We start from the raw sequence: 18,837 nt of genomic DNA, 5'->3' as shown, positions 1-18,837 counted from the left end.
ATTGTCAGTCAAAATGTTTCCCAGTTTTCATCTTGTCCGGTCGTCGCGGTACGCGTACGGAGTGCAGCCTGTTCAGCGGCTGGCGCGCGGTACGTCGCCTGCGGAGTGACCGTGTTTCCAGCGAGTGAAGCGAGACGAAACGCCGAGACGGCCATCTTCAGACGGCTCGCCTGGTCTTCCAGGGCAGCGGCCGCCGCAGCGGACTCCTGCACCAGCGCGGCGTTTTGCTGTGTCACGCGATCCATTTCCGATACCGCCAGGGCAACCTGGTCGATACCACGACTCTGCTCATCAGACGCAGAGGCGATTTCCCCCATGATGTCCGTCACGCGGGTAACGGCATTCACGATGTCATTCATGGTCTCCCCGGCGCTTTCCACCAGCACGGAGCCGGTATCCACGCGGGAGACAGAGTCTTCAATCAGCGACTTGATCTCTTTTGCCGCGTTGGCGCTGCGGCTTGCCAGGTTGCGCACTTCCCCGGCCACCACGGCAAAACCGCGTCCCTGTTCGCCCGCTCGTGCCGCTTCCACGGCGGCGTTCAGCGCCAGAATGTTAGTCTGGAAGGCAATGCCGTCGATGACGCTGATGATGTCGGCGATTTTCTTCGAGCTGTCGGCGATTTCGTGCATGGTTTTCACTACGCCATCCACCACGCGTCCGCCGCGCTGCGCCGTCTCGGAGGCGCTTTCTGCCAGCTGAGACGCCTGGCGGGCGTTATCGGCGTTCTGCTTCACGGTCGCGGTGAGCTGCTCCATGCTGGCGGCCGTCTCTTCCAGGGCGGAAGCCTGCTGTTCGGTACGGGATGAGAGATCGTTATTCCCCATCGCAATTTCGCTGGTGCCGGTATAGATAGCCTCCGACCCGTTACGCACGTTGGCGACGGTTTCGATTAACGAACGCTGCATATGGTCAACGCTGTTTGCCAGCTCGGTGATCTCATTGCGCCCGGAAACGGTCAGCGTTTTAGTCAGATCGCCTCCGGCAATTTCACGAATGTGGGCAATGACGCGCCCAAGAGGATTCAGCAGGATATGGCGAATGCCGTACCAGACCGCGACCAGCACGATGACCAGCGCCAGCGCCATTACGGCCATCTGCCATTTCGCAAAGCGGTAGTCATTCTGACTTGCCGTAAAGGCCGAGTGATAGAGATCGCCACTGGCCTTCGCGTATTCCCCCCGCGCCGCGCCGAGTGCGTTTTGCATCCCCTGCGTCGGCTGCGCGAAATAGGCGTCCATATTTCCGCTCTCCAGGAACTGAATGAGCTTTGTCAGACCGGTATGGTAGGCATTGTATTTTTCATCGATATTCTGGCTCACCTGCTCCATAGCAGGCTGCGGGGCGATCTTTTTGAAGGCGTCGTAATGTTTCGCGGCGTCAGCGAGGGTGGCACGGGCATTTTTCAACAGATCGGTTTTCGCGCTGCTCTGCTGATTATTAGGGTCCATCATCATGCGCGCGGACGAGCGGCTCAGGTTGATACGCGTTTGCAGCATCAGATCCCACGTCGACGTGAGTTCACTCTGCTGCAGGCGGAGATCGTTCGAGGCCGCGAAGCTGTCCTGGTTCTGTTTTAATGACGAGAAAAAAAGCCCGCCGGAGATGAGCTGAAGAAGTGCGAAAATGACCAGCACCATCATGAGCATTGTGACAACGCGGATACGGTTCAACATACAACACCTTCTCATAGATTTATTAACGGTGTTATCGGCACAGCCCACAGGAACTTTACATTTGCGAAAGGGAAAAGCGCGGGGTTAAAACGCCACGTCGACAATAAGCGTGTCGGTGTAGGTTCCGGCAGGAGGCGTGGCCTGACTGGTCAGGACTTTCGCGGTGTAGTTGTAGGTGCGCAGTAAACCGTCGGCACTTACCTGCGACGACGTCGCGCTGGACCAGCGCTCGCTGCCGCTGCCGCCCCAGCGGTTACCGGTGGCTTCCTTATAGATGTCGTAGCTCATGGCGTTACTGCCGCTCACCATGCGCCGCACGTTGTTCAGCGCGTTGGCACCGTTATTAATGCCGATGGTATACGTACTGCCTTTGGTACAGGTGACGGCAATCGCCTGCGAGACGGTAGGGAAACTTTGCACCAGCGGCGCGCTGTTGAAGTTGACGTCCGGCGTGGTCATGGCGCTGCAGTCGTTGGTGACGGTCATATCTAACAGGATGGTGGTTGTCGCGGTACCCGTCTGATTGATTGAGCAAAGGCCGAGTGCGCCCACGGAGCAGACGCTGTAGTTAACGCTGAAGGTTAACTGCACCTGATATGGCCCGGCAGTCACGTTTTGCCCGGCGACGGTGCGGAAATAAAGCGGAATGTTGTACTGCTTTGATCCCAGTAACCCCAGCAGGGTATTCCCGCTCCAGGTATACGATTTACTTATCTGTACCTCGCTGCTGCTCGCGCACCCCGATAGCCCGCACAGCCGGGTGGGGATCACGTCGGTGATGGCCGCATTATCCGTGCGTTTCATCGTGGCCCGGCTGCTGCCCGAAACCGATGCCGCGGTGTAGGTCAGCGTTACCGAGTCGCTGGTCAGCAGATTCAACACGGCATCGCAGGCCACCACCAGCGTGCCGGTGGTTTGAACTTCCCCGGTTCCGCTGAGCGCGAACGAAGTGACGCTGCCAAACGACGCATTAACCGTACTGACGGTACACGCCGCCCAGCCGCCGCCGGAAAAAAGCAGCAGGATCAACAGCAGCAGGCGCGTCATGGCTCCTCCCGACAAATCAGCGGCCCGTAGGTTTTTAGCTTGTGCTCCGGATTGGCCCCCACGGTCAGAGTGGCCTTGCAGCGTTTTCCGTCAGGTGCGATCACCTCGAGCGGGTTCACATCGCTGAGATTTTCCAGCCATGCGATGCCGTCATACCCCACCACCGCATTGCTGCGCGAGACCTGTCGGACCTGGCTTCCCACCGGCAGCGCCTGGCCGCGCGCATCATGCAAAATGACGCTTGCCACCCGCTCCTGCTCCATCGGGAAATCGACCAGATAGCCGCTGTGGCGGCGGATCGCTATCCGCCGTTCGGTCTCTTTCAGACGGGTATCCGCCGGCAGATTCAGGGTATCAATCCGGTAGCTTGCCGGATAATACGCCGACACCCCGCTGATCAGCAGGTAGCCATTATTATTGGTTTTACCGACGGGCTGGTTCTCATAGCTGACGGGCACGTCTGGATGGCCGTCGGTACTGATAACCACAAATGCATCGTTGATCTTATTCGCCGCAAACAGCTCGCCGTCCATCAGCACAATTGCGCCCATCGCCTCGCCCCACCAGGTCATGGTGTCCCTTTCGCCATAGCCGCCGCCCTGCAGCTCTATGTTGTTATTGCGCCAGCCCAGCGTAGCCTGTTGATAATCGCTGGATCTTGACTGGTTGGCCCAGGCCATGTTCCAGCTGAAACCGCCGTCAGAAGGCATAGAGTGGTTGTAGTTAATGCGCTGGGTACTGCCGGCATCCGGGGTATTTTCAACGGTGACGGCAGCGCTGTCGCGTGCCCCCAGCGGCACCTGCAGCGACAGCGCGACCGTCCAGTCTCCCCGCTGCTGGTCCCGGCTGCCGGCCAGGTAAATGCTGCTCGCCCCCCACAGGTTGCGGCTCCAGGAGAGATTGAGCAGCTCGGTTTTTTGACTGTCAAAACTCTCCACCCCAATCCAGGCCGCGCCGATATTTCCATACCGTCCCAGATTGAAGGTCAGAGAATACTGATCCGTATTACGGCTAAAGCTGGCGATGGGCTTATCGTTTTCGTCATACACCGTCGGCTGGTCGTAGAGGGCCAGATTGCCAAAGCCGCGGTCGCGACGCGTGTGTTGAGTGGCGACGCTAAATTCGCTGGTACTGTACTGGTAACCCCAGTTGATTTGCCCGCCCGCATCCCCGCGCATGCGGCTCTGCGAGTAAGAGGTATTTACCACGCCAAACTGGCCGAGTTTTATTACCGTTCCCGCACCACCCAGCGCCAGCTCCTGCGCCCCTTCTGCATGCCCTTCCAGCGTTAGCCAGTCCGTCACCCCGTAGCGATACGAGCCGCTGCCTGCCGCCGAGCCGTAGTCAAAATTCTTGATACCGTAATTACGCCGCAGGCTGCCGAGCGTCACGGCGCCGTCGCTCAGCCCTTGTTTAAGTAAGTCACTGGTGACGTAAAACGGGAGCGTGGTGCTTACCTGGCGTCCCAGCGCATCCGTTGTGACCAGAACCGCATCCCCGGCGCCGTTGATATAGGGTAAATTAGTCAGGGTGAAGGGGCCGGGCTGAAGCTGGGTCGAACCGGAGCGATAGCCGTTGATAAAAAGATCGACCGAGGTGGGTACCGCGGCTTCCCCTGCGAACTCGGGCAGCGGCCATGTCACCAGGTCAGGTCGCAGGGAGAAATCCCGCCCTACGCTTACGCCCCCCATCCGCACGCTGGAGCTCCAGCTCAGGGCATCGCTGATCACGTCCCCGACGCTCCAGCTCATCGCGTCATCTTCGTGAGTGAACAGCAGGGTCGTATCATAGCGGACATACCCTTCCTGCTGGCCGTCATTACCGGTGAAATTTTCCCGCGCGTAACCGGTGGAGGAAAACGAGCCGTTCTCGTTGAAGTAGCGGAACTCATGCCAGAGCGACGCCTGACCGCCGATATGTTCCGTGTGGTTAGTGTAGAGATCGTAATTCAGCAGCGCCCCGCGGCCAAAGTGCGGTTTGGCCTGCGCCGTTTGACCGCTAAAAGACGTCACGCGGGCCGTCACCCAGTCACGGGGTACGGTCAGCAGCAGGCGCTGCGCGGCGCTGTCATACTCGACCCGAACCTGAGCAAGCGAGGAGAGATTCACCTCTCCGGTGGGAACATGCGCCGGGGGCAGCCCCGCGCGCAGCAAATCGGCGCTTGAGATAAAGAAAGCGCCTTTACGCTGCGTCACGGGCACGACCAGACCGGTATCGTAGTGGTTCAGCACGAGGGCAAGCTGGAAAACCGCTTCATCATTTATCGTCTGCGCCTGGGGAGGTGGCGGCAAACTGTCGTCGCCGGGCTCGGCCAGGGTCGCGGAACTGACGCAAAGCAGTATCATCATCGCCGGCTTCAGTTGACGGGCGTCGACTGCCATTGTGCGTCCCTGGCATTAATCTGTGCGCTCATCCGCTCTGGCTGACGAACGCCAGCGGGTATGGGCCAGCTGCGGCTGCTGCCCGGGAGGACGTAACCCAGTAGTCCTTCCGCTACCGTGCGTTTCTGCCCTCCCTGCTCCAGCGTCACCTGGCTCAGCCTGACATGGACATCCCCCCGATTTCTGACCTCCAGCACAGGCTGCCCCTCCGCGCGCGTCACACGCCAGCTCAGGTTTTGGGGTTCCGCCAGCGCGTGATGCGCGCCCTCTTTCATGGTTCGGATCCCCTGTCCATACACGAACAGAGGGATGGAGTAACGCATCTGCAATTTGAGGCCGATGGCAGGTTCGGCTTTTGCATCAGGCTGGGGGATTTCATCCACGATAATGCGGTAAGCCTGTTCGACGCCCGCGGGAACCGCAGCCTGTTTGATAAGGCGAATAAGCTGCTTGCTGCCTGTGCCAATCGTGACGATGGGCGGGCTGGCGACCACGTCCTGCTGCGAGGTATATCGCTCGTGTCCGTCCTCCTGCTTCCAGCGCACGATGCGGACCTGCATCGTCGTGGCGCTGTTTCCCTGGTTCTGGATCCACAGTTCAGTGGCGTTGGCGTCCGCAGCAAGCCACGGGTCGATAGGCCAGAGCAGAATGGTGGCTGCCGCCTGCGCCTGGCCGGCAACCGCCATTCCCAACGCGCCCGCCAGACAAACGGGTCTGAAAAATGGCTTCATCAACACTCTCCCTTTATTACCATGACAAGGTCACGGTGAGCTGATCGGAATAGGTTCCCGCCGAGCTAAACCCGGTCAGTAGCGCTACGCCAAAAAGCGGTAGCGCGATGTTATTGCTGTTGGTATAGGTCACCGGTATCGCCTGGTTGACGCCAATTTCACTGTTTGCGGCCAGCGAGCTGCTGCTGTAGAGCCGGTATGGCACCAGCTCTGTTCCACCGGACCGCTTCATGCGGCGAACGGATGAATAATTCTGGCCGCCATTAATGCTCATGCTCAGCGACACGCCCGGCGTACAGGCGATAGACAACGCCCCGTTTGGCACAAAGCTGGTGCTGACCGGCGCGCTCTCAACGCCGTTATGGCTGCCAAAATCCAGCGTACCGAGAAGCCCTCCGCTACCGGTGGCCACCGCGCACCCTGGAACAATCGTCGCGCTGACCTTAAAGGACTGGGATGTCACCGCATCCGCTGCGGGCATCATGAGCAATCCGGCGATCAGCGCGAAAAAAGGCTGCACGATTCCCTCTGCGCGATTGCGCAGACCAGTAAGAGTTGCCTTCATGGCGGTGCAGGACTAATAGGTTACGCTGACGTTTATCGTGTCGGTGTAGGTGCCCGGGACGACCGTCACGCTGTTACCGCCGCCGGTAATCCGTCCGTAGAGGGTGTAACTGTCCACCCCTCCGGCCGTTGAGGCGATCGGCAGCGCGGCATTATTGGCAATCACGCTGTTAAACCCGCTGTCGCTGTACAGGCTGTATGCCACACCCTGAGCCGCGTTGGCGGTGTTAACCAGATAGCGCGCAGGTGTTCCCGGGGTGCCGACAACGGTGCCGGGGGCGGTAGAGTTGGTGTTGCCGGTGATCGCCACCGTATAGCTGGCGGTTGTACATTGAATGGTGAAGGTGTTTCCGCCGCTGGCGCCGGTTAGCTGCGTGGTCAGAGTGGAAAACGTTGCGGGATGGGTACCGAAATCCAGTGTCCCGAAGTTAATGCCGTTTTGCGTGGGCGATCCGTTTATCAGACAACCATTCGTGAGCGTCAGCGTCGCCCCGATGGTGCCGCTGCTGGTGACGGCCAGCGCCTGATGGACCGTTGCCGCAGTCAGTAAGGTGCCTGCGCAGATCAAAAGGAGTTTTCTTTTCATTTACCACCCTCCAGAAGACGTCTCCGTTCCCTTGCCACGTTTTATTTTTGTCGTTCAAGATGTTAGCCCCGCTTAATGTTCCTCTGAGGGGGGTTATTGAGAATTTAGTTTACGGATATCGCTTCGACCACCTGCCACACAACGCATAAGCCATATGTCTTATTGACTAATTTTCCCTATAAATAACAGAGAGTTAAATTAAAATAAGCAGCAATTTTATTATATCTGAAGAGAATATATCCATTAAAGTGTGACGACGATCACAATATATCGTCTGCACATTAACAACAAAATTAATAAAACTTAAAAAGGAGTTGTATCCCCCTACACTTTGCGTCAATTTATGTGCCGAATAATTTCCTGCATCGTAATAAAAAATTTATATGTATCGACGCGGGCTACATCTGAAGCGCATAGAGGGTCTTTTTTCGTGGCAAGTGCAAACAAACTCACACTCTTCATCGTGATATTCATGCTGGCGGGTATTCTTTCAGGGGCAGCAATTCATGAGTATGCATCTGCGGATGCCATCAAAGCCTGGTCGGATAATATTACCCTTCTGACCGATATTTTCCTCCGTCTGATCAAAATGGTCATTGCACCGTTGGTCTTTAGTACGCTCACCGTTGGCATTATGAAGCTGGGCGAAACTTCCACCATTGGCCGCGTCGGCGGTAAAGCGATGGTGTGGTTTATCAGCTCATCCGTGCTCTCAATTCTGGTCGGACTGTTTATCGTCACGCTGGAGCATCCGGGAAGCGGTCTGAACCTGACGATCCCAACCGAGGCGGTAGATACCGGTCTGGCCGTTGGAGGCATGACGCTGAAAGCGTTCCTGTCGCACACCATTCCAACCAGTATCGCAGGGGCGATGTCAAACAATGAGATCCTGCAGATTGTGGTGTTCTCGATGTTCTTCGGCATCGGCGGCGCGTCGCTGGGACAGAAATTCAACGCTCCGCTGGTAGCCGCGCTGGATGTGGTTTCCCATATCATGCTGAAGGTAACAGGTTACGTGATGTACGTTGCGCCGCTGGCCATTTTCGCGGCGATTTCCTCCGTCATTGCCACGCAGGGTCTGGGCATTCTGCTGAACTACGCCTCGTTTATTGGTGGCTACTATGTTGCCATTCTTCTTACCTGCATGGTGCTGCTGGCCGTGGGTTACATGGTGCTGAAAAAAGAGGTGTTTCGCCTGGTCAGCATGCTGAAAGACCCTGTTCTGGTGGCGTTTACCACCAGCAGCTCTGAAGCCGCCTACCCTAAAACGCTGGAACAGCTGGAGCGCTTTGGCTGCTCGCGCAACATCGCCTCTTTCGTTCTGCCGATTGGCTACTCCTTCAACCTGGTGGGTTCGATGGTGTACTGCTCATTCGCGTCGATGTTTATCGCGCAGGCATACAACATTCACCTGAGCTTCTCTGAAGTGACGGTGCTGATGCTGACCCTGATGCTGGCGTCGAAAGGGATTGCAGGCGTACCGCGTTCTTCCCTGGTGGTGCTGGCAGCAACCATTCCGAGCTTTAATATTCCGGTGGCGGGTATTCTGCTCCTCATGGGGATCGACCACTTCCTGGATATGGGCCGTTCCGCAATTAACGTTCTGGGGAATGGTATTGCGACCGCGATGCTGTCGCAGAATGAAGGTGCGCGGGAAGCGGACGCTGAAGCTGAACTGGTAAAGCAGGAAGCGTAAGGTGAAAAAAAGGGTGAGGCCTGATGCCCTCACCCCAGCCCTCACTCTGTGGGTGAGGGAGCAAATACAAAAAACGGCAACCTCGGTTGCCGTTTTGCATTTACTTACGCGACGTGACTCGCGGCGATGTCCAGCAGCGCCATCTCATCGCTGTTCAGCAGCTTCTCAATGTTCACCAGAATCAGCATACGCTCGCCGAGCGCGCCCAGTCCGGTCAGATATTCGGTCGACAGCGTGACCGCAAACTCCGGTGCAGGACGAATTTGGTCAGAGGTCAGGGAAAGCACATCAGATACGCCATCCACCACGATACCTACCACGCGCTGCCCCAGATTCAGAACGATCACCACGGTGTTGTCGTCGTAGTCAACGTCGCCCTGGCTGAACTTCACGCGCAGGTCCACGATTGGCACAATGACGCCACGCAGGTTGGTGACACCTTTAATAAACGCAGGCGTGTTAGCGATGCGGGTAACCTGGTCGTAACCACGGATTTCCTGCACTTTAAGGATATCGATGCCGTACTCCTCATCGCCTAAAGTGAATACCAGGAATTCCTGCCCTGATGGCTCGCCCGCCAGTTTCGTTACATTACTCATACCGGTCATGTTATTACCTTCTACTTAATCAGGCGGCTGTGTACGCCACACGTTGTTCACGATTTAATCCCTGAAGCGCCGACACGTCGACGATCAGCGCCACGCTACCATCACCCAGAATGGTGGCGGCAGAAATACCCGGCACTTTGCGGTAGTTGCTTTCGAGGTTCTTCACCACCACCTGGTGCTGACCAATCAGCTGATCGACCAGCAGCGCGTAGCGGCGCCCCGCGCTTTGCAGGATCACAACGATGCCCTGCGTGGCCTCGGTCTTCGCCCCGTCCACTTCGAACACTTTCCACAGTTCCACCAGCGGCAGGTACTCACCGCGCACTTCGAGGACGCGCTCGCCGCCCGCCAGCGGATGCAGATCTTCTTCACGCGGCTGCAGGGATTCCATCACGGCGTTCAGCGGCAGGATAAAGACTTCGTCCGCCACTTTAACGGACATGCCGTCGAGGATCGCCAGCGTCAGCGGCAGTAGGATGCGAATGGTGGTGCCGGAACCCTGTTTAGACTGGATCTCAACGTGGCCGCCCATCTCCTGGATGTTACGTTTCACCACGTCCATGCCAACACCGCGTCCGGAGACGTCGGTCACCTGCTCCGCGGTAGAGAAGCCCGGCGCGAAGATCAGCATGCCCACTTCTTCGTCGGTCATGTTTTCATTGACCGCCATCCCCTGCGAAATCGCTTTTGCCAGGATGCGCTCGCGGTTAAGACCCGCGCCGTCGTCGGTCACTTCGATGCAGATGTTTCCGCCCTGGTGTTCCGCAGAGAGGATCAGGTTGCCGACCGGGGATTTACCGGCGGCAATGCGGTTTTCCGGCAGTTCGATCCCGTGGTCGAGGCTGTTACGCACCAGGTGCGTTAAAGGGTCAATAATGCGCTCGATCAGGCTCTTATCCAGTTCGGTTGAGCTGCCCATCAGGGTCAGTTCAATTTGTTTGTTCAGCTTGCTGGCAAGATCGCGGACCAGACGCGGGAAGCGGCTGAAGACATATTCCATCGGCATCATACGGATGGACATGACCGATTCCTGCAGGTCGCGGGCGTTACGCTGCAGCTGACCCATGCTGGTAATCAGGTCGCCGTGCGTGACCGGATCCAGTTCGTTAGAACGTTGCGCCAGCATCGACTGGGTGATCACCAGTTCGCCAACCAGGTTAATCAGCTGGTCAACCTTCTCAACGGCAACGCGGATACTGGTTGACTCGCTGGAGCGAGCGGCAGGTTTCTCACCACGTCCACCTGGTGCCGCAGCCTCTTTTGGTACGGCCTTCAGCGCCGGGGCCGCAGGTGCCACAGCCGGTGCGGCAGCCTGAGCCACAACAGCCACCTCTTCCGCAGCGGCAGGGGCGTCAACCGCAGCAGTTTCGGTTTCGAAGGCAATCTGGTCAGCTTCAATCACGAAGCACAACACCGCTACGATATCGTCCTGGCCAATACCGTCATCAAGCGTCGCGGCCAGGCTGTCTTTGCCTTTTACCACGTTGCTTAACTTCGCCAGGTTGCCCAGCTCTTCTTCCAGCAGGTTAACTTCATTCTCTTTGAGGCGTGACAGCACAACGCGCAGTTTTCCCGTCTGTGCAGCGGCTGGCGCGGCCTCATCGACAGCAACCGCATCGACAACGCTCAGTTTCGCCGCAGGGACAACGGCTGCAGCGACCTCACCTTTTGCTTCCAGGGCGAGCTGGCGCAGCGCATTGCAGATGTATTCAAAGCTGGCGGCATCAGGCTCTGCCGAACTTTTATAGGCGTCGAGCTGTTCCTGCATAATATCTTTGGTTTCCAAAAACAGGTTGATAATGTCGGTATTGAGCTGCATCTCACCGCGTCGTGCTTCATCAAGCAGGTTTTCCATTAAATGGGTCGTTTCCTGCAGGATGGTAAATCCAAACGTTCCGGCTCCGCCTTTAATAGAGTGCGCCGCACGGAAGATGGCATTGAGCTGCTCGGAGTCCGGTGCTTCGGGCACCAAATCGAGCAAGTGTTGCTCCATATCGGCCAACAATTCGTCGGCTTCATCAAAGAATGTCTGGTAAAAATCGCTAATATCCATGCTCACGCTATCACCTCGGATTGGCTGGTGGCGATGTTGGAACGGCAGCCGAAGGAACGGCCCCAGGCTGTTTTAAATCGTCCAGTGACTCATTCTGACTTTCGGCGTTTTCATGCAGGATGGCCTGCTCCGCCTGCTGGTTCAGCACTAAAAGACTGATACGACGGTTGATGGCATCATCCGGCCCGCGGTCGGAAACGCGCATGGTTGCGGCCATGCCGACTACGCGCAGTACCTTGCCATCATCAAGCCCACCTACCACCAACTCGCGACGCGAGGCGTTGGCACGATCGGCAGAAAGCTCCCAGTTGCTGTATCCCTTCTCCCCACTGGCGTACGGGAAATCATCCGTGTGTCCTGACAGGCTGATTCGGTTAGGAATGCCGTTCAGCACCGGTGCAATGGCACGCAGAATGTCGCGCATATACGGTTCGACTTCCGCACTCCCGGTTTTAAACATTGGGCGGTTCTGGCTGTCGATAATCTGAATACGCAGCCCTTCCTGCACCAGGTCGATCTTCAGATGCGGGCGCAGCGCGCGCAGTTTCGGATCTGCTTCAATCAGCTGATCGAGATCGCCACGCAGTTTCTTCAGGCGCGCCTGCTCCATCTTTCTTTTCAGCTCGTCGATGTTCGGCTCTTTTTTAACCTCACCCTTCTGCTGGGTGTAATCATCGCCGCCGCCGGGGATCGGGCTGTCGCTGTTAGAGATACGCGGCCCGCCGGCTACCGCCGTTGCCAGCGGCGTGCGGAAATATTCGGCAATCTGGATCAGTTCTTTTGGGCTGGAGATGGAGATCAGCCACATCACCAGAAAGAACGCCATCATTGCCGTCATAAAGTCGGCGTACGCAATTTTCCACGAGCCGTGTGCGCCATGCCCGCCGCCCTTGTGCTTGCGTTTTTTTACGATGACGATCGGATGGGACTGGTTTTTCATGCGTCCTCAGTTGTCGTCTGTTGGTTTGGGTTTTTCACCGCACGCACGTGTTCTTCAAGCTCGATAAACGACGGACGCTCGCTGGAGTAAAGCGTTTTACGGCCAAACTCAACCGCGATCGGTGGCGCGTAACCGTTGAGGTTAGAGAGCAGCGTAATCTTCACGCACTGCATCATTTTGGTGGTTTCGGCGCTCTTCTGGCGCAGAACGCTTGCCAGCGGAGAGATGAAGCCGTACGCCAGCAAAATACCGAGGAAGGTTCCCACCATCGCGTGGGCAATCAGCGCACCGAGCTCGGCTGCCGGACGGTCTGCCGAGGCCAGGGCGTGAACCACCCCCATCACCGCTGCAACGATACCGAATGCAGGAAGCGAGTCGCCCACCAGCGCCAGGCTATTGGCCGGCACTTCTGATTCGCTTTCGTGGGTTTCGATCTCTTCGTCCATCAGCGCTTCGATTTCGAAGGTATTCATGTTGCCGCTGATGATCAGTCGCAGATAGTCGACGATGAAATCCAGCATCATCGCGTCAGCAAGAATACGGGGATAGCTGGCAAAAATTTCGCTCTCTTTCGGGTTTTCGATATCCCGTTCAAGCGAGAACATGCCCTGCTGACGCGACTTCGCCATCAGGCGATAGAGCAGTGCCAGCAGATCCATATACATGCTTTTCGTGTATTTCGAGCGACGGAACAGCAACGGAATTGCTTTCAGCGTGCCCTTGATCGATTTACCGTTGTTACCAACGATAAAAGCCCCTACCCCTGCGCCGCCGATGATAATAAGTTCAGCCGGTTGATAGAGTGCTCCAAGGTGCCCGCCGGTCATCATGTAACCGCCGAAAACTGTACCGAGAACTACCAGGTAACCTAATAAGATAAGCACGACATCATCCTTCCGCTAGTGACTATGGCAAGGATGTCCAGCTCGCAGCGTTGACCGATTGCGGGGTAAAAAAAAGCAGCGGTAATTGCTTACCGCTGCTGGAATCTTTCCCACACGTTCGGGTTAAACAGCCTGTTCGATCTGTTCATCCAGCAGTTGTGGAATAATATCGGCAGCATCCCGGGAAAGTTTACGTCTTTTTACTGCGCGGGATGGAGGCTGACATAAACTACAGGCGAAGCTGCCTGCAGGTTGATGAGCATGGGTAATAAAATTGCCATCGCAGCAGTTGCAGCGCGACAGCTCAAGCATTCCGCTCTCAACAAAACGCACCAGCGTCCATGCGCGGGTCAGCGCCAGCAGAGGGCCTTCTTCCTGCTGTGGGCATTGTTCAAGGTAAAGTTTGTACGCTTTGATCACGGCGTCAACGCCGCTACACAAACCGGTTTTGAGAAGATACTGCCAGGCATTACAGAACATGGAAGCGTGAATATTCTGCTCCCACGTCATAAACCAGTCGGTAGAAAACGGCAGCATGCCTTTCGGCGGGGGACTACCACGTAACTCTTTGTACAGTTTGATGAGACGACCACGGCTCAGCTGAGTCTCGCTTTCCAGCATTTGTAAACGAGCACCCAGTGTAATCAGCTCCATGGCCAACTGTATGTCACGCGCTTCCTGAACAATGCTTTTCTCGCTCATTGCTAGGCCCTTTTCTTACGGGCTACGTCATCAGGCTGGCTGATTTCGTTAAGCAAGCGAGTGGAGAGAAGAATACCGGTATGGATCTGTTGAAGATCGTCCACACGGGACTCCTGCGTCAGACGCGTTATTGTCTGTGAATCATCGAAACGGAACTGGCAAACCAGTTGATTCGTTTCAGCCAGTTTAACCATCTGCGGGAGGGTTAAGCCGCCCAGCATGGTTGCCATTTCTTCGTTAATACCCAGACGAAACATCGCGGACGCCTTGTCCTGACTAATCAAACGCTGCGCGAGCAGTAAATACGACAAATTGATGTCATAGATATGTTTTAGCAACTCGGATGTATGCATTGTTCCCATCCCGAATAACCAACTATTATTTTTATGCGGAAAGACCGCACCCCGTGATGTCGCCGGGAAATCACCCGGTATAAAAAAGAAAAGGCTAAATGCATAGTTGAATTTAGGTTTGTATTCACTGAAACCGTAAGAGAGAAACCGCGAATGCGTCTCTTACATGATTTATCATTTCTTACAAATAACTAAGATTTTTCCTAATTCGACGCAAACTCTACTCGTCAGTTTTGCCACATACAATCCAGCTACCCTCAAATTTAAAAAAATGTGATCTGCGTCACACAATTTAAGTGAATATTACCCATAAATCCATCAGTATGACTTGTAATTTGTTCAATATTTCGCCAATCAGTACTGTTTTGTATTCTTAATTGACGAATACTCATGCAGACGGGTGATCCAAACTGGCATACAGCGTGCTTTTCCTGCCTTAAGCGACACGCTGAAACATTTACAACAACCCCCTCTTCGGTAAACATTTTTCTTACCGTGAAAAAACATATAGTTATGCAGGAAGTACAAAAAAGATGTTTCAGGACGTGATCATTCGAAATGAGTTTGTAACGCATCAAAACGATTTAACAGTGAAAGCGCGAATTTGTGTGATTTACGTTAAGTTGTTAATTTTTTTTCATTTAGACACATTTTTCAGTTATTCTTCTTATAAGAATAATTAATGAATAATTATGATAAGCTTCACACTAATGTCGTATTCAGCTCTTGCAGAAGTGGAGATTTCGCGGTAAAGGTGGTTAAACGCTGTCTTTCAGACATCTAAGGAGTGCGCCATGAGTTACTCCCATCTTCTTGTTTCCGTAGCAGTTTCCCCCGAAAGTCATCAACTCGTCGCCAGAGCCGTTTCCATTGCCAGGCCCCACAATGCCCGCATCAGCCTTGTTACACTGGCCGCAGAGCCTGAGATGTATAATCAGCTGGCCGCCCCCATGCTGGAGGATATTCGTGAGGTTCTTCAGGAAGAAACGCAGCAATTTATGCGTGAATTAGTGGAAAAAGCACAATATCCGATTTATGAGACAATTATTGCGACCGGGGAGCTTAACGCCCATATTCTCGACATGTGTCGCAAACAAAATATTGATTTAGTGATTTGCGGGAATCATAACCACAGCTTTTTTTCGCGCGCAGCCTGCGCGGCGAAATCTATTGTCGCATCAAGCCAGGTCGATGTGCTGTTAGTGCCGCTTGGGGGGGTAATTAACCCCCCAGCGGAAAATCAGGCAAGTTTAGGGAAGGTCGCGATCTTTTTTTGCAGATCGCCTTCATGGCTTTGCGGGGCGATATCCCGGAGATCCTGAATAAAACGCGCCTGCCAGTGGTTAATGTCGTTCTTCCGGATCGTCTCCATCATGTCGGCATGGCGGGAAATACGTTCCGTGAGCGGCATTGTCAGGGCACGATTCAGCGCGTTAGCCACGTCATCCCTGTCGTAAGGATTAACAATAAGCGCAGACGTGAGCTCATTTGCAGCCCCGGCAAACTGGGAAAGCACCAGAACACCCGGGTCGGCAGGATCCTGGGCCGCCACATACTCTTTCGCCACCAGGTTCATCCCGTCGCGCAGCGGCGTGACCAGCCCAACGTCCGCATAGCGGAAAACCTTCATCAGGATCTTACGATCAAAATGCTGATTCAGGTAAAAGAGCGGCGTCCAGCCCAGCTGCCCGTAGCGGCCATTAATGCGCCCTGCCTCTGTTTCCAGCTGGTGGCGAATATCCTGATAGGCCTGAACCTCACCGCGCGACGTCGGCGCGATCTGGGTATAGCGGATTTTACCGTGATGCTGCGGATATTTATCCAGCAGCGTTTCATACGCCAGGAAGCGTTCCGGCAGCCCTTTGGAATAATCAAGGCGCTCAACCGAGAAGATATTTTTCACGTGCTTAAGTTCATTCTTAAGCTGCGCAAGCTTCGGCGGCAGCGGACCGGAGGCCTGCTCCGCGATCTCGTCTGGTTCAATTCCTATTGGATACACCTCGGTGTGGAAGGTTTTCCCCCAGGCCGTGTGAGTTTTCCCGCCTTTTGTCACCAGACGGGCTTTCCCTGACACGGAGTCAAGGAATGCCAGGCGGTCATTTTCGGTCTGAAAGCCCAGCAAATCGTAATCACACAGCGCCTCCAGCAGCTCTTCATGCGGCGGCAGCGCGGTAAAAATTTCCGGCGTCGGAAAAGGAATGTGCAGGAAGAAGCCAATCCGGTTATTCACCCCCCTCTTTCGCAGCTCTCTCGCGAAGGGCAGCAGGTGATAATCGTGGATCCATAAAATATCGTCTTCTTCTATTAAAGGCAGCAGTTTATCCGCCAGCAGCGCATTCACGCGCGCGTAGCCTTCGAAGGATTCACGCTGGAATTTGACCAGGTCAAGACGATAGTGAAACGCAGGCCACAGGACGGCATTCGAGAACTGCGAGTAATACTCGTCATAGTCTTTCTCTTTTAATGCAAATGAAGCCCACGTAATGTTACCGCGCGTCACCTTTTTAAGCGGCTTCTCTTCTTCACTGATTTCCCCACTCCAGCCAAACCACAGCCCGCCAGCGGCTTTCAAGGCACCTAACACCCCTACCGCCAGGCCACCTGCACTGGCTTTTTTGTCATCAGGCGGTGCGATTCGGTTAGAGACGACGACTAAGCGACCCATAATAGTTTCCCCCTTTGCTTTGCGCTATTTGTTGTTGTTGCTGGTTAGCGATGTCAGATATCCACTGCCAGACGCTGGCGACATCCGCCAGTCGCCATTCGGCAACGGTGTCACCAGGCCCCACCTTGACGGCGATACCTCCGGCCTGATTCACCACGCGAAACCCGGCCTCATCGGTCAGGTCATCCCCTAAGAAAACAGGCGTCCGGCCCTTAAATGGTGCCTCCGCCATAAATGCGGCGATGGCTGCACCTTTATTAATCCCCTTCGGTTTTAACTCGACTACGCATTTGCCCGGCTGCAGCGCCAGCTGTGGATGCGCATCCGCAACCGTATGAGCAAGCGCGAGCACGGCATCTTCGTGCTGCGGCGCCTGACGATAATGCAGGGCAAAGGCCATGCCTTTGGCTTCCAGCTCGGTGCCGGGCAGTACGGCCAGCGCTGCAGAGAGCTGCTTATGCAGCGTTTGCGTGAGTGCGTCGGGGAGTGAAACGATATGCGTGTGATCATGGATGTCGCGGCGCTCCGCTCCGTGTACACCGGCCAGCGGAAAGTGGTAAGGACTGGCGAGCATATCCAGCTCGGCCATTGAGCGCCCTGATATCAATGCCAGTGCTCCCTCGTTCATGAGCGAGAGCTGATGCAAATTCTGTAACACCGCCTCCGGAATAGACACCTGATCGGGGTGCGGTTTTATCCCGGCGAGCGTGCCGTCGAGATCAAAAAAGAAAGCATAATGTCCGGGCAGTACAGGCGGTGCGGTTAACATGTCAGCCACCCTTTTCCTCCTTACGGTTTACGAGAGGTAAACGCCTTTACCTCTTTCATAGCCATGTAAGTATAGACAGTGTGACGTGGCTCGCCATTTGACAACCGCCCCGCCAGTTTTACTGGCGGGGCGGTTCAGGGGTCAACTATGGTTATAAGTTGAGCAATAAAAGACGGGAAAAGGGTTACACGGTACGCTTCGCTTTTTGCTTGTAACGGTCGAAAATCACCGCTGCCAGCAGGATCAGGCCACGTACCACGTACTGAGAGAACGGCGAAATATTCAGCAGGTTCATGGCGTTCTCCACCGTGCCTAAAATCAGGATACCGGCCACAACATATGAGATTTTTCCGATGCCGCCCTTGAGGGAAACGCCCCCTAAAACGCAGGCTGAAATGACGATCAGCTCATAACCGATAGAGGTCATCGGCTGGCCGCTAGTCATACGCGAAGCCAGAATAATCCCCGCGGCGGCAGAAACCAGCCCTGAGAGCACAAAGATAATAATCTTGGTTCGCACCACCGGCACCCCTGCCAGACGAGCGGCCTCTTCGTTACCGCCAATCGCCAGCGTGTTACGGCCAAAGGTGGTCCGGTTAAGCAGGAAGCCGAACAGGATCAGGCAGGCCACGGTCAGCCAGATAGGCGCGGGCAGACCCAGCCAGTTGGCGTAACCCAGGGTAAAGAAGCGCTCGTCTTCAATCCCCACGGCTTTACCGTCGGAGATGATATAGGCCAGCCCGCGGACAATTTGCATTGTCGCAAGCGTGGTTATCAGGGCGTTAATCTTCAGGCGAGCGATAACAAAACCGTTCACCAGACCGCTGATGACGCCGAGCAGCAGTCCGGCCAGGACGCCAATCCACAGGCTCTCCGTCATGTTGATTACCACGGCCGTCGTGACGCCCGCACAGGCAATCACCGACGCCACCGACAGGTCAAAATCGCCGGAGGCCAGACAGAACAGCATACCGCAGGCCACCATCCCGGACATGGAAATAGCCAGCCCCAGCCCCTTCATATTAATGAAGGTGGCAAAATTAGGGACGAAAATAGCACAGGCGAGGAACAGCGCGGCAAAGACGACCAGCATGCCGTACTGATCCCAGATACGCCCAAAACTCAGCGCCGATTTCGATTTCGGCGCCCCGGATGTAGTAACAGAGGACATCATTAACTCCT

Annotated in this window: 16 protein-coding genes and 1 pseudogene; 2 read left to right on the top strand and 15 right to left on the bottom strand. The window is 55.5% G+C overall.

Annotated features, from left to right (window positions below; all coding sequences use genetic code 11):
* Nucleotides 1-8: 8 nt before the first annotated feature.
* From tar to ACWYRJ_RS11760, 6 genes are all read right to left on the bottom strand, one after another.
* A complete protein-coding gene (tar, locus tag ACWYRJ_RS11785) occupies nt 9-1,676 on the bottom strand; it encodes a methyl-accepting chemotaxis protein II (RefSeq protein WP_455507934.1) in 1,668 nt (555 codons plus the stop codon).
* Between the two features lie 84 nt (nt 1,677-1,760).
* Nucleotides 1,761-2,723: a Csu type fimbrial protein gene (locus tag ACWYRJ_RS11780; protein ID WP_455507933.1), complete on the bottom strand. Its 963-nt coding sequence runs from the start codon at nt 2,721-2,723 to the stop codon at nt 1,761-1,763.
* A complete protein-coding gene (locus tag ACWYRJ_RS11775) occupies nt 2,720-5,104 on the bottom strand; it encodes a fimbria/pilus outer membrane usher protein (protein WP_455507932.1) in 2,385 nt (794 codons plus the stop codon). Before ACWYRJ_RS11775 ends, ACWYRJ_RS11780 begins: the two co-directional genes overlap by 4 nt.
* Complete coding sequence (locus ACWYRJ_RS11770) at nt 5,080-5,835, bottom strand: fimbrial biogenesis chaperone (RefSeq protein WP_223579426.1); 756 nt, start codon at nt 5,833-5,835, stop codon at nt 5,080-5,082. The genes ACWYRJ_RS11775 and ACWYRJ_RS11770 overlap by 25 nt, the downstream gene beginning before the upstream one ends.
* 16 nt (nt 5,836-5,851) lie before the next feature.
* Nucleotides 5,852-6,400 (bottom strand): Csu type fimbrial protein, encoded by a 549-nt coding sequence (locus ACWYRJ_RS11765; protein ID WP_455507931.1) that lies wholly within the window; start codon nt 6,398-6,400, stop codon nt 5,852-5,854.
* Between the two features lie 12 nt (nt 6,401-6,412).
* Nucleotides 6,413-6,985, bottom strand: a complete 573-nt coding sequence (locus ACWYRJ_RS11760; RefSeq protein ID WP_115875706.1) for a Csu type fimbrial protein — start codon at nt 6,983-6,985, stop codon at nt 6,413-6,415.
* Between the two features lie 430 nt (nt 6,986-7,415).
* On the opposite strand from ACWYRJ_RS11760, the gene ACWYRJ_RS11755 reads away from it, so the two are divergent.
* Nucleotides 7,416-8,681, top strand: a complete 1,266-nt coding sequence (locus ACWYRJ_RS11755; protein ID WP_111964836.1) for a dicarboxylate/amino acid:cation symporter — start codon at nt 7,416-7,418, stop codon at nt 8,679-8,681.
* 104 nt (nt 8,682-8,785) lie between these two features.
* Here the strand turns inward: ACWYRJ_RS11755 and cheW are convergent, their stop codons facing one another.
* The 6 genes from cheW to flhD all read right to left on the bottom strand — a co-directional run bounded on the left by cheW (nt 8,786) and on the right by flhD (nt 14,221).
* Nucleotides 8,786-9,289 (bottom strand): chemotaxis protein CheW, encoded by a 504-nt coding sequence (gene cheW, locus ACWYRJ_RS11750; RefSeq protein ID WP_023312262.1) that lies wholly within the window; start codon nt 9,287-9,289, stop codon nt 8,786-8,788.
* A gap of 19 nt (nt 9,290-9,308) precedes the next feature.
* Nucleotides 9,309-11,348: a chemotaxis protein CheA gene (cheA, locus tag ACWYRJ_RS11745; RefSeq protein WP_111964837.1), complete on the bottom strand. Its 2,040-nt coding sequence runs from the start codon at nt 11,346-11,348 to the stop codon at nt 9,309-9,311.
* 4 nt (nt 11,349-11,352) lie between these two features.
* Nucleotides 11,353-12,282, bottom strand: coding sequence for a flagellar motor protein MotB (gene motB, locus ACWYRJ_RS11740; protein WP_109845187.1), 930 nt, complete (start codon nt 12,280-12,282; stop codon nt 11,353-11,355).
* Entirely contained in the window at nt 12,279-13,166 is an 888-nt protein-coding gene (motA, locus tag ACWYRJ_RS11735) for a flagellar motor stator protein MotA (protein ID WP_008500417.1), read from the bottom strand. The genes motB and motA overlap by 4 nt, the downstream gene beginning before the upstream one ends.
* 123 nt (nt 13,167-13,289) lie before the next feature.
* Complete coding sequence (gene flhC, locus ACWYRJ_RS11730; protein WP_013096051.1) at nt 13,290-13,868, bottom strand: flagellar transcriptional regulator FlhC; 579 nt, start codon at nt 13,866-13,868, stop codon at nt 13,290-13,292.
* A 2-nt stretch (nt 13,869-13,870) separates the two neighbouring features.
* Entirely contained in the window at nt 13,871-14,221 is a 351-nt protein-coding gene (flhD, locus tag ACWYRJ_RS11725; RefSeq protein ID WP_008500415.1) for a flagellar transcriptional regulator FlhD, read from the bottom strand.
* Between the two features lie 794 nt (nt 14,222-15,015).
* Between flhD and uspC the strand changes: the two are divergent.
* Nucleotides 15,016-15,438: pseudogene (gene uspC / locus ACWYRJ_RS11720) on the top strand (universal stress protein UspC); the annotation flags it as partial.
* A gap of 23 nt (nt 15,439-15,461) precedes the next feature.
* Here the strand turns inward: uspC and otsA are convergent.
* The 3 genes from otsA to araH all read right to left on the bottom strand — a co-directional run bounded on the left by otsA (nt 15,462) and on the right by araH (nt 18,826).
* A complete protein-coding gene (otsA, locus tag ACWYRJ_RS11715) occupies nt 15,462-16,886 on the bottom strand; it encodes an alpha,alpha-trehalose-phosphate synthase (protein ID WP_111964839.1) in 1,425 nt (474 codons plus the stop codon).
* Nucleotides 16,861-17,664, bottom strand: coding sequence for a trehalose-phosphatase (otsB, locus tag ACWYRJ_RS11710; protein WP_149366567.1), 804 nt, complete (start codon nt 17,662-17,664; stop codon nt 16,861-16,863). Before otsB ends, otsA begins: the two co-directional genes overlap by 26 nt.
* A 175-nt stretch (nt 17,665-17,839) precedes the next feature.
* Nucleotides 17,840-18,826: an L-arabinose ABC transporter permease AraH gene (gene araH, locus ACWYRJ_RS11705; protein ID WP_023312268.1), complete on the bottom strand. Its 987-nt coding sequence runs from the start codon at nt 18,824-18,826 to the stop codon at nt 17,840-17,842.
* Between the last annotated feature and the right edge of the window lie 11 nt (nt 18,827-18,837).

The sequence above is a fragment of the Enterobacter sp. genome (genome assembly GCF_977039595.1).
This window is presented reverse-complemented; position numbering and strand designations above follow the sequence as displayed.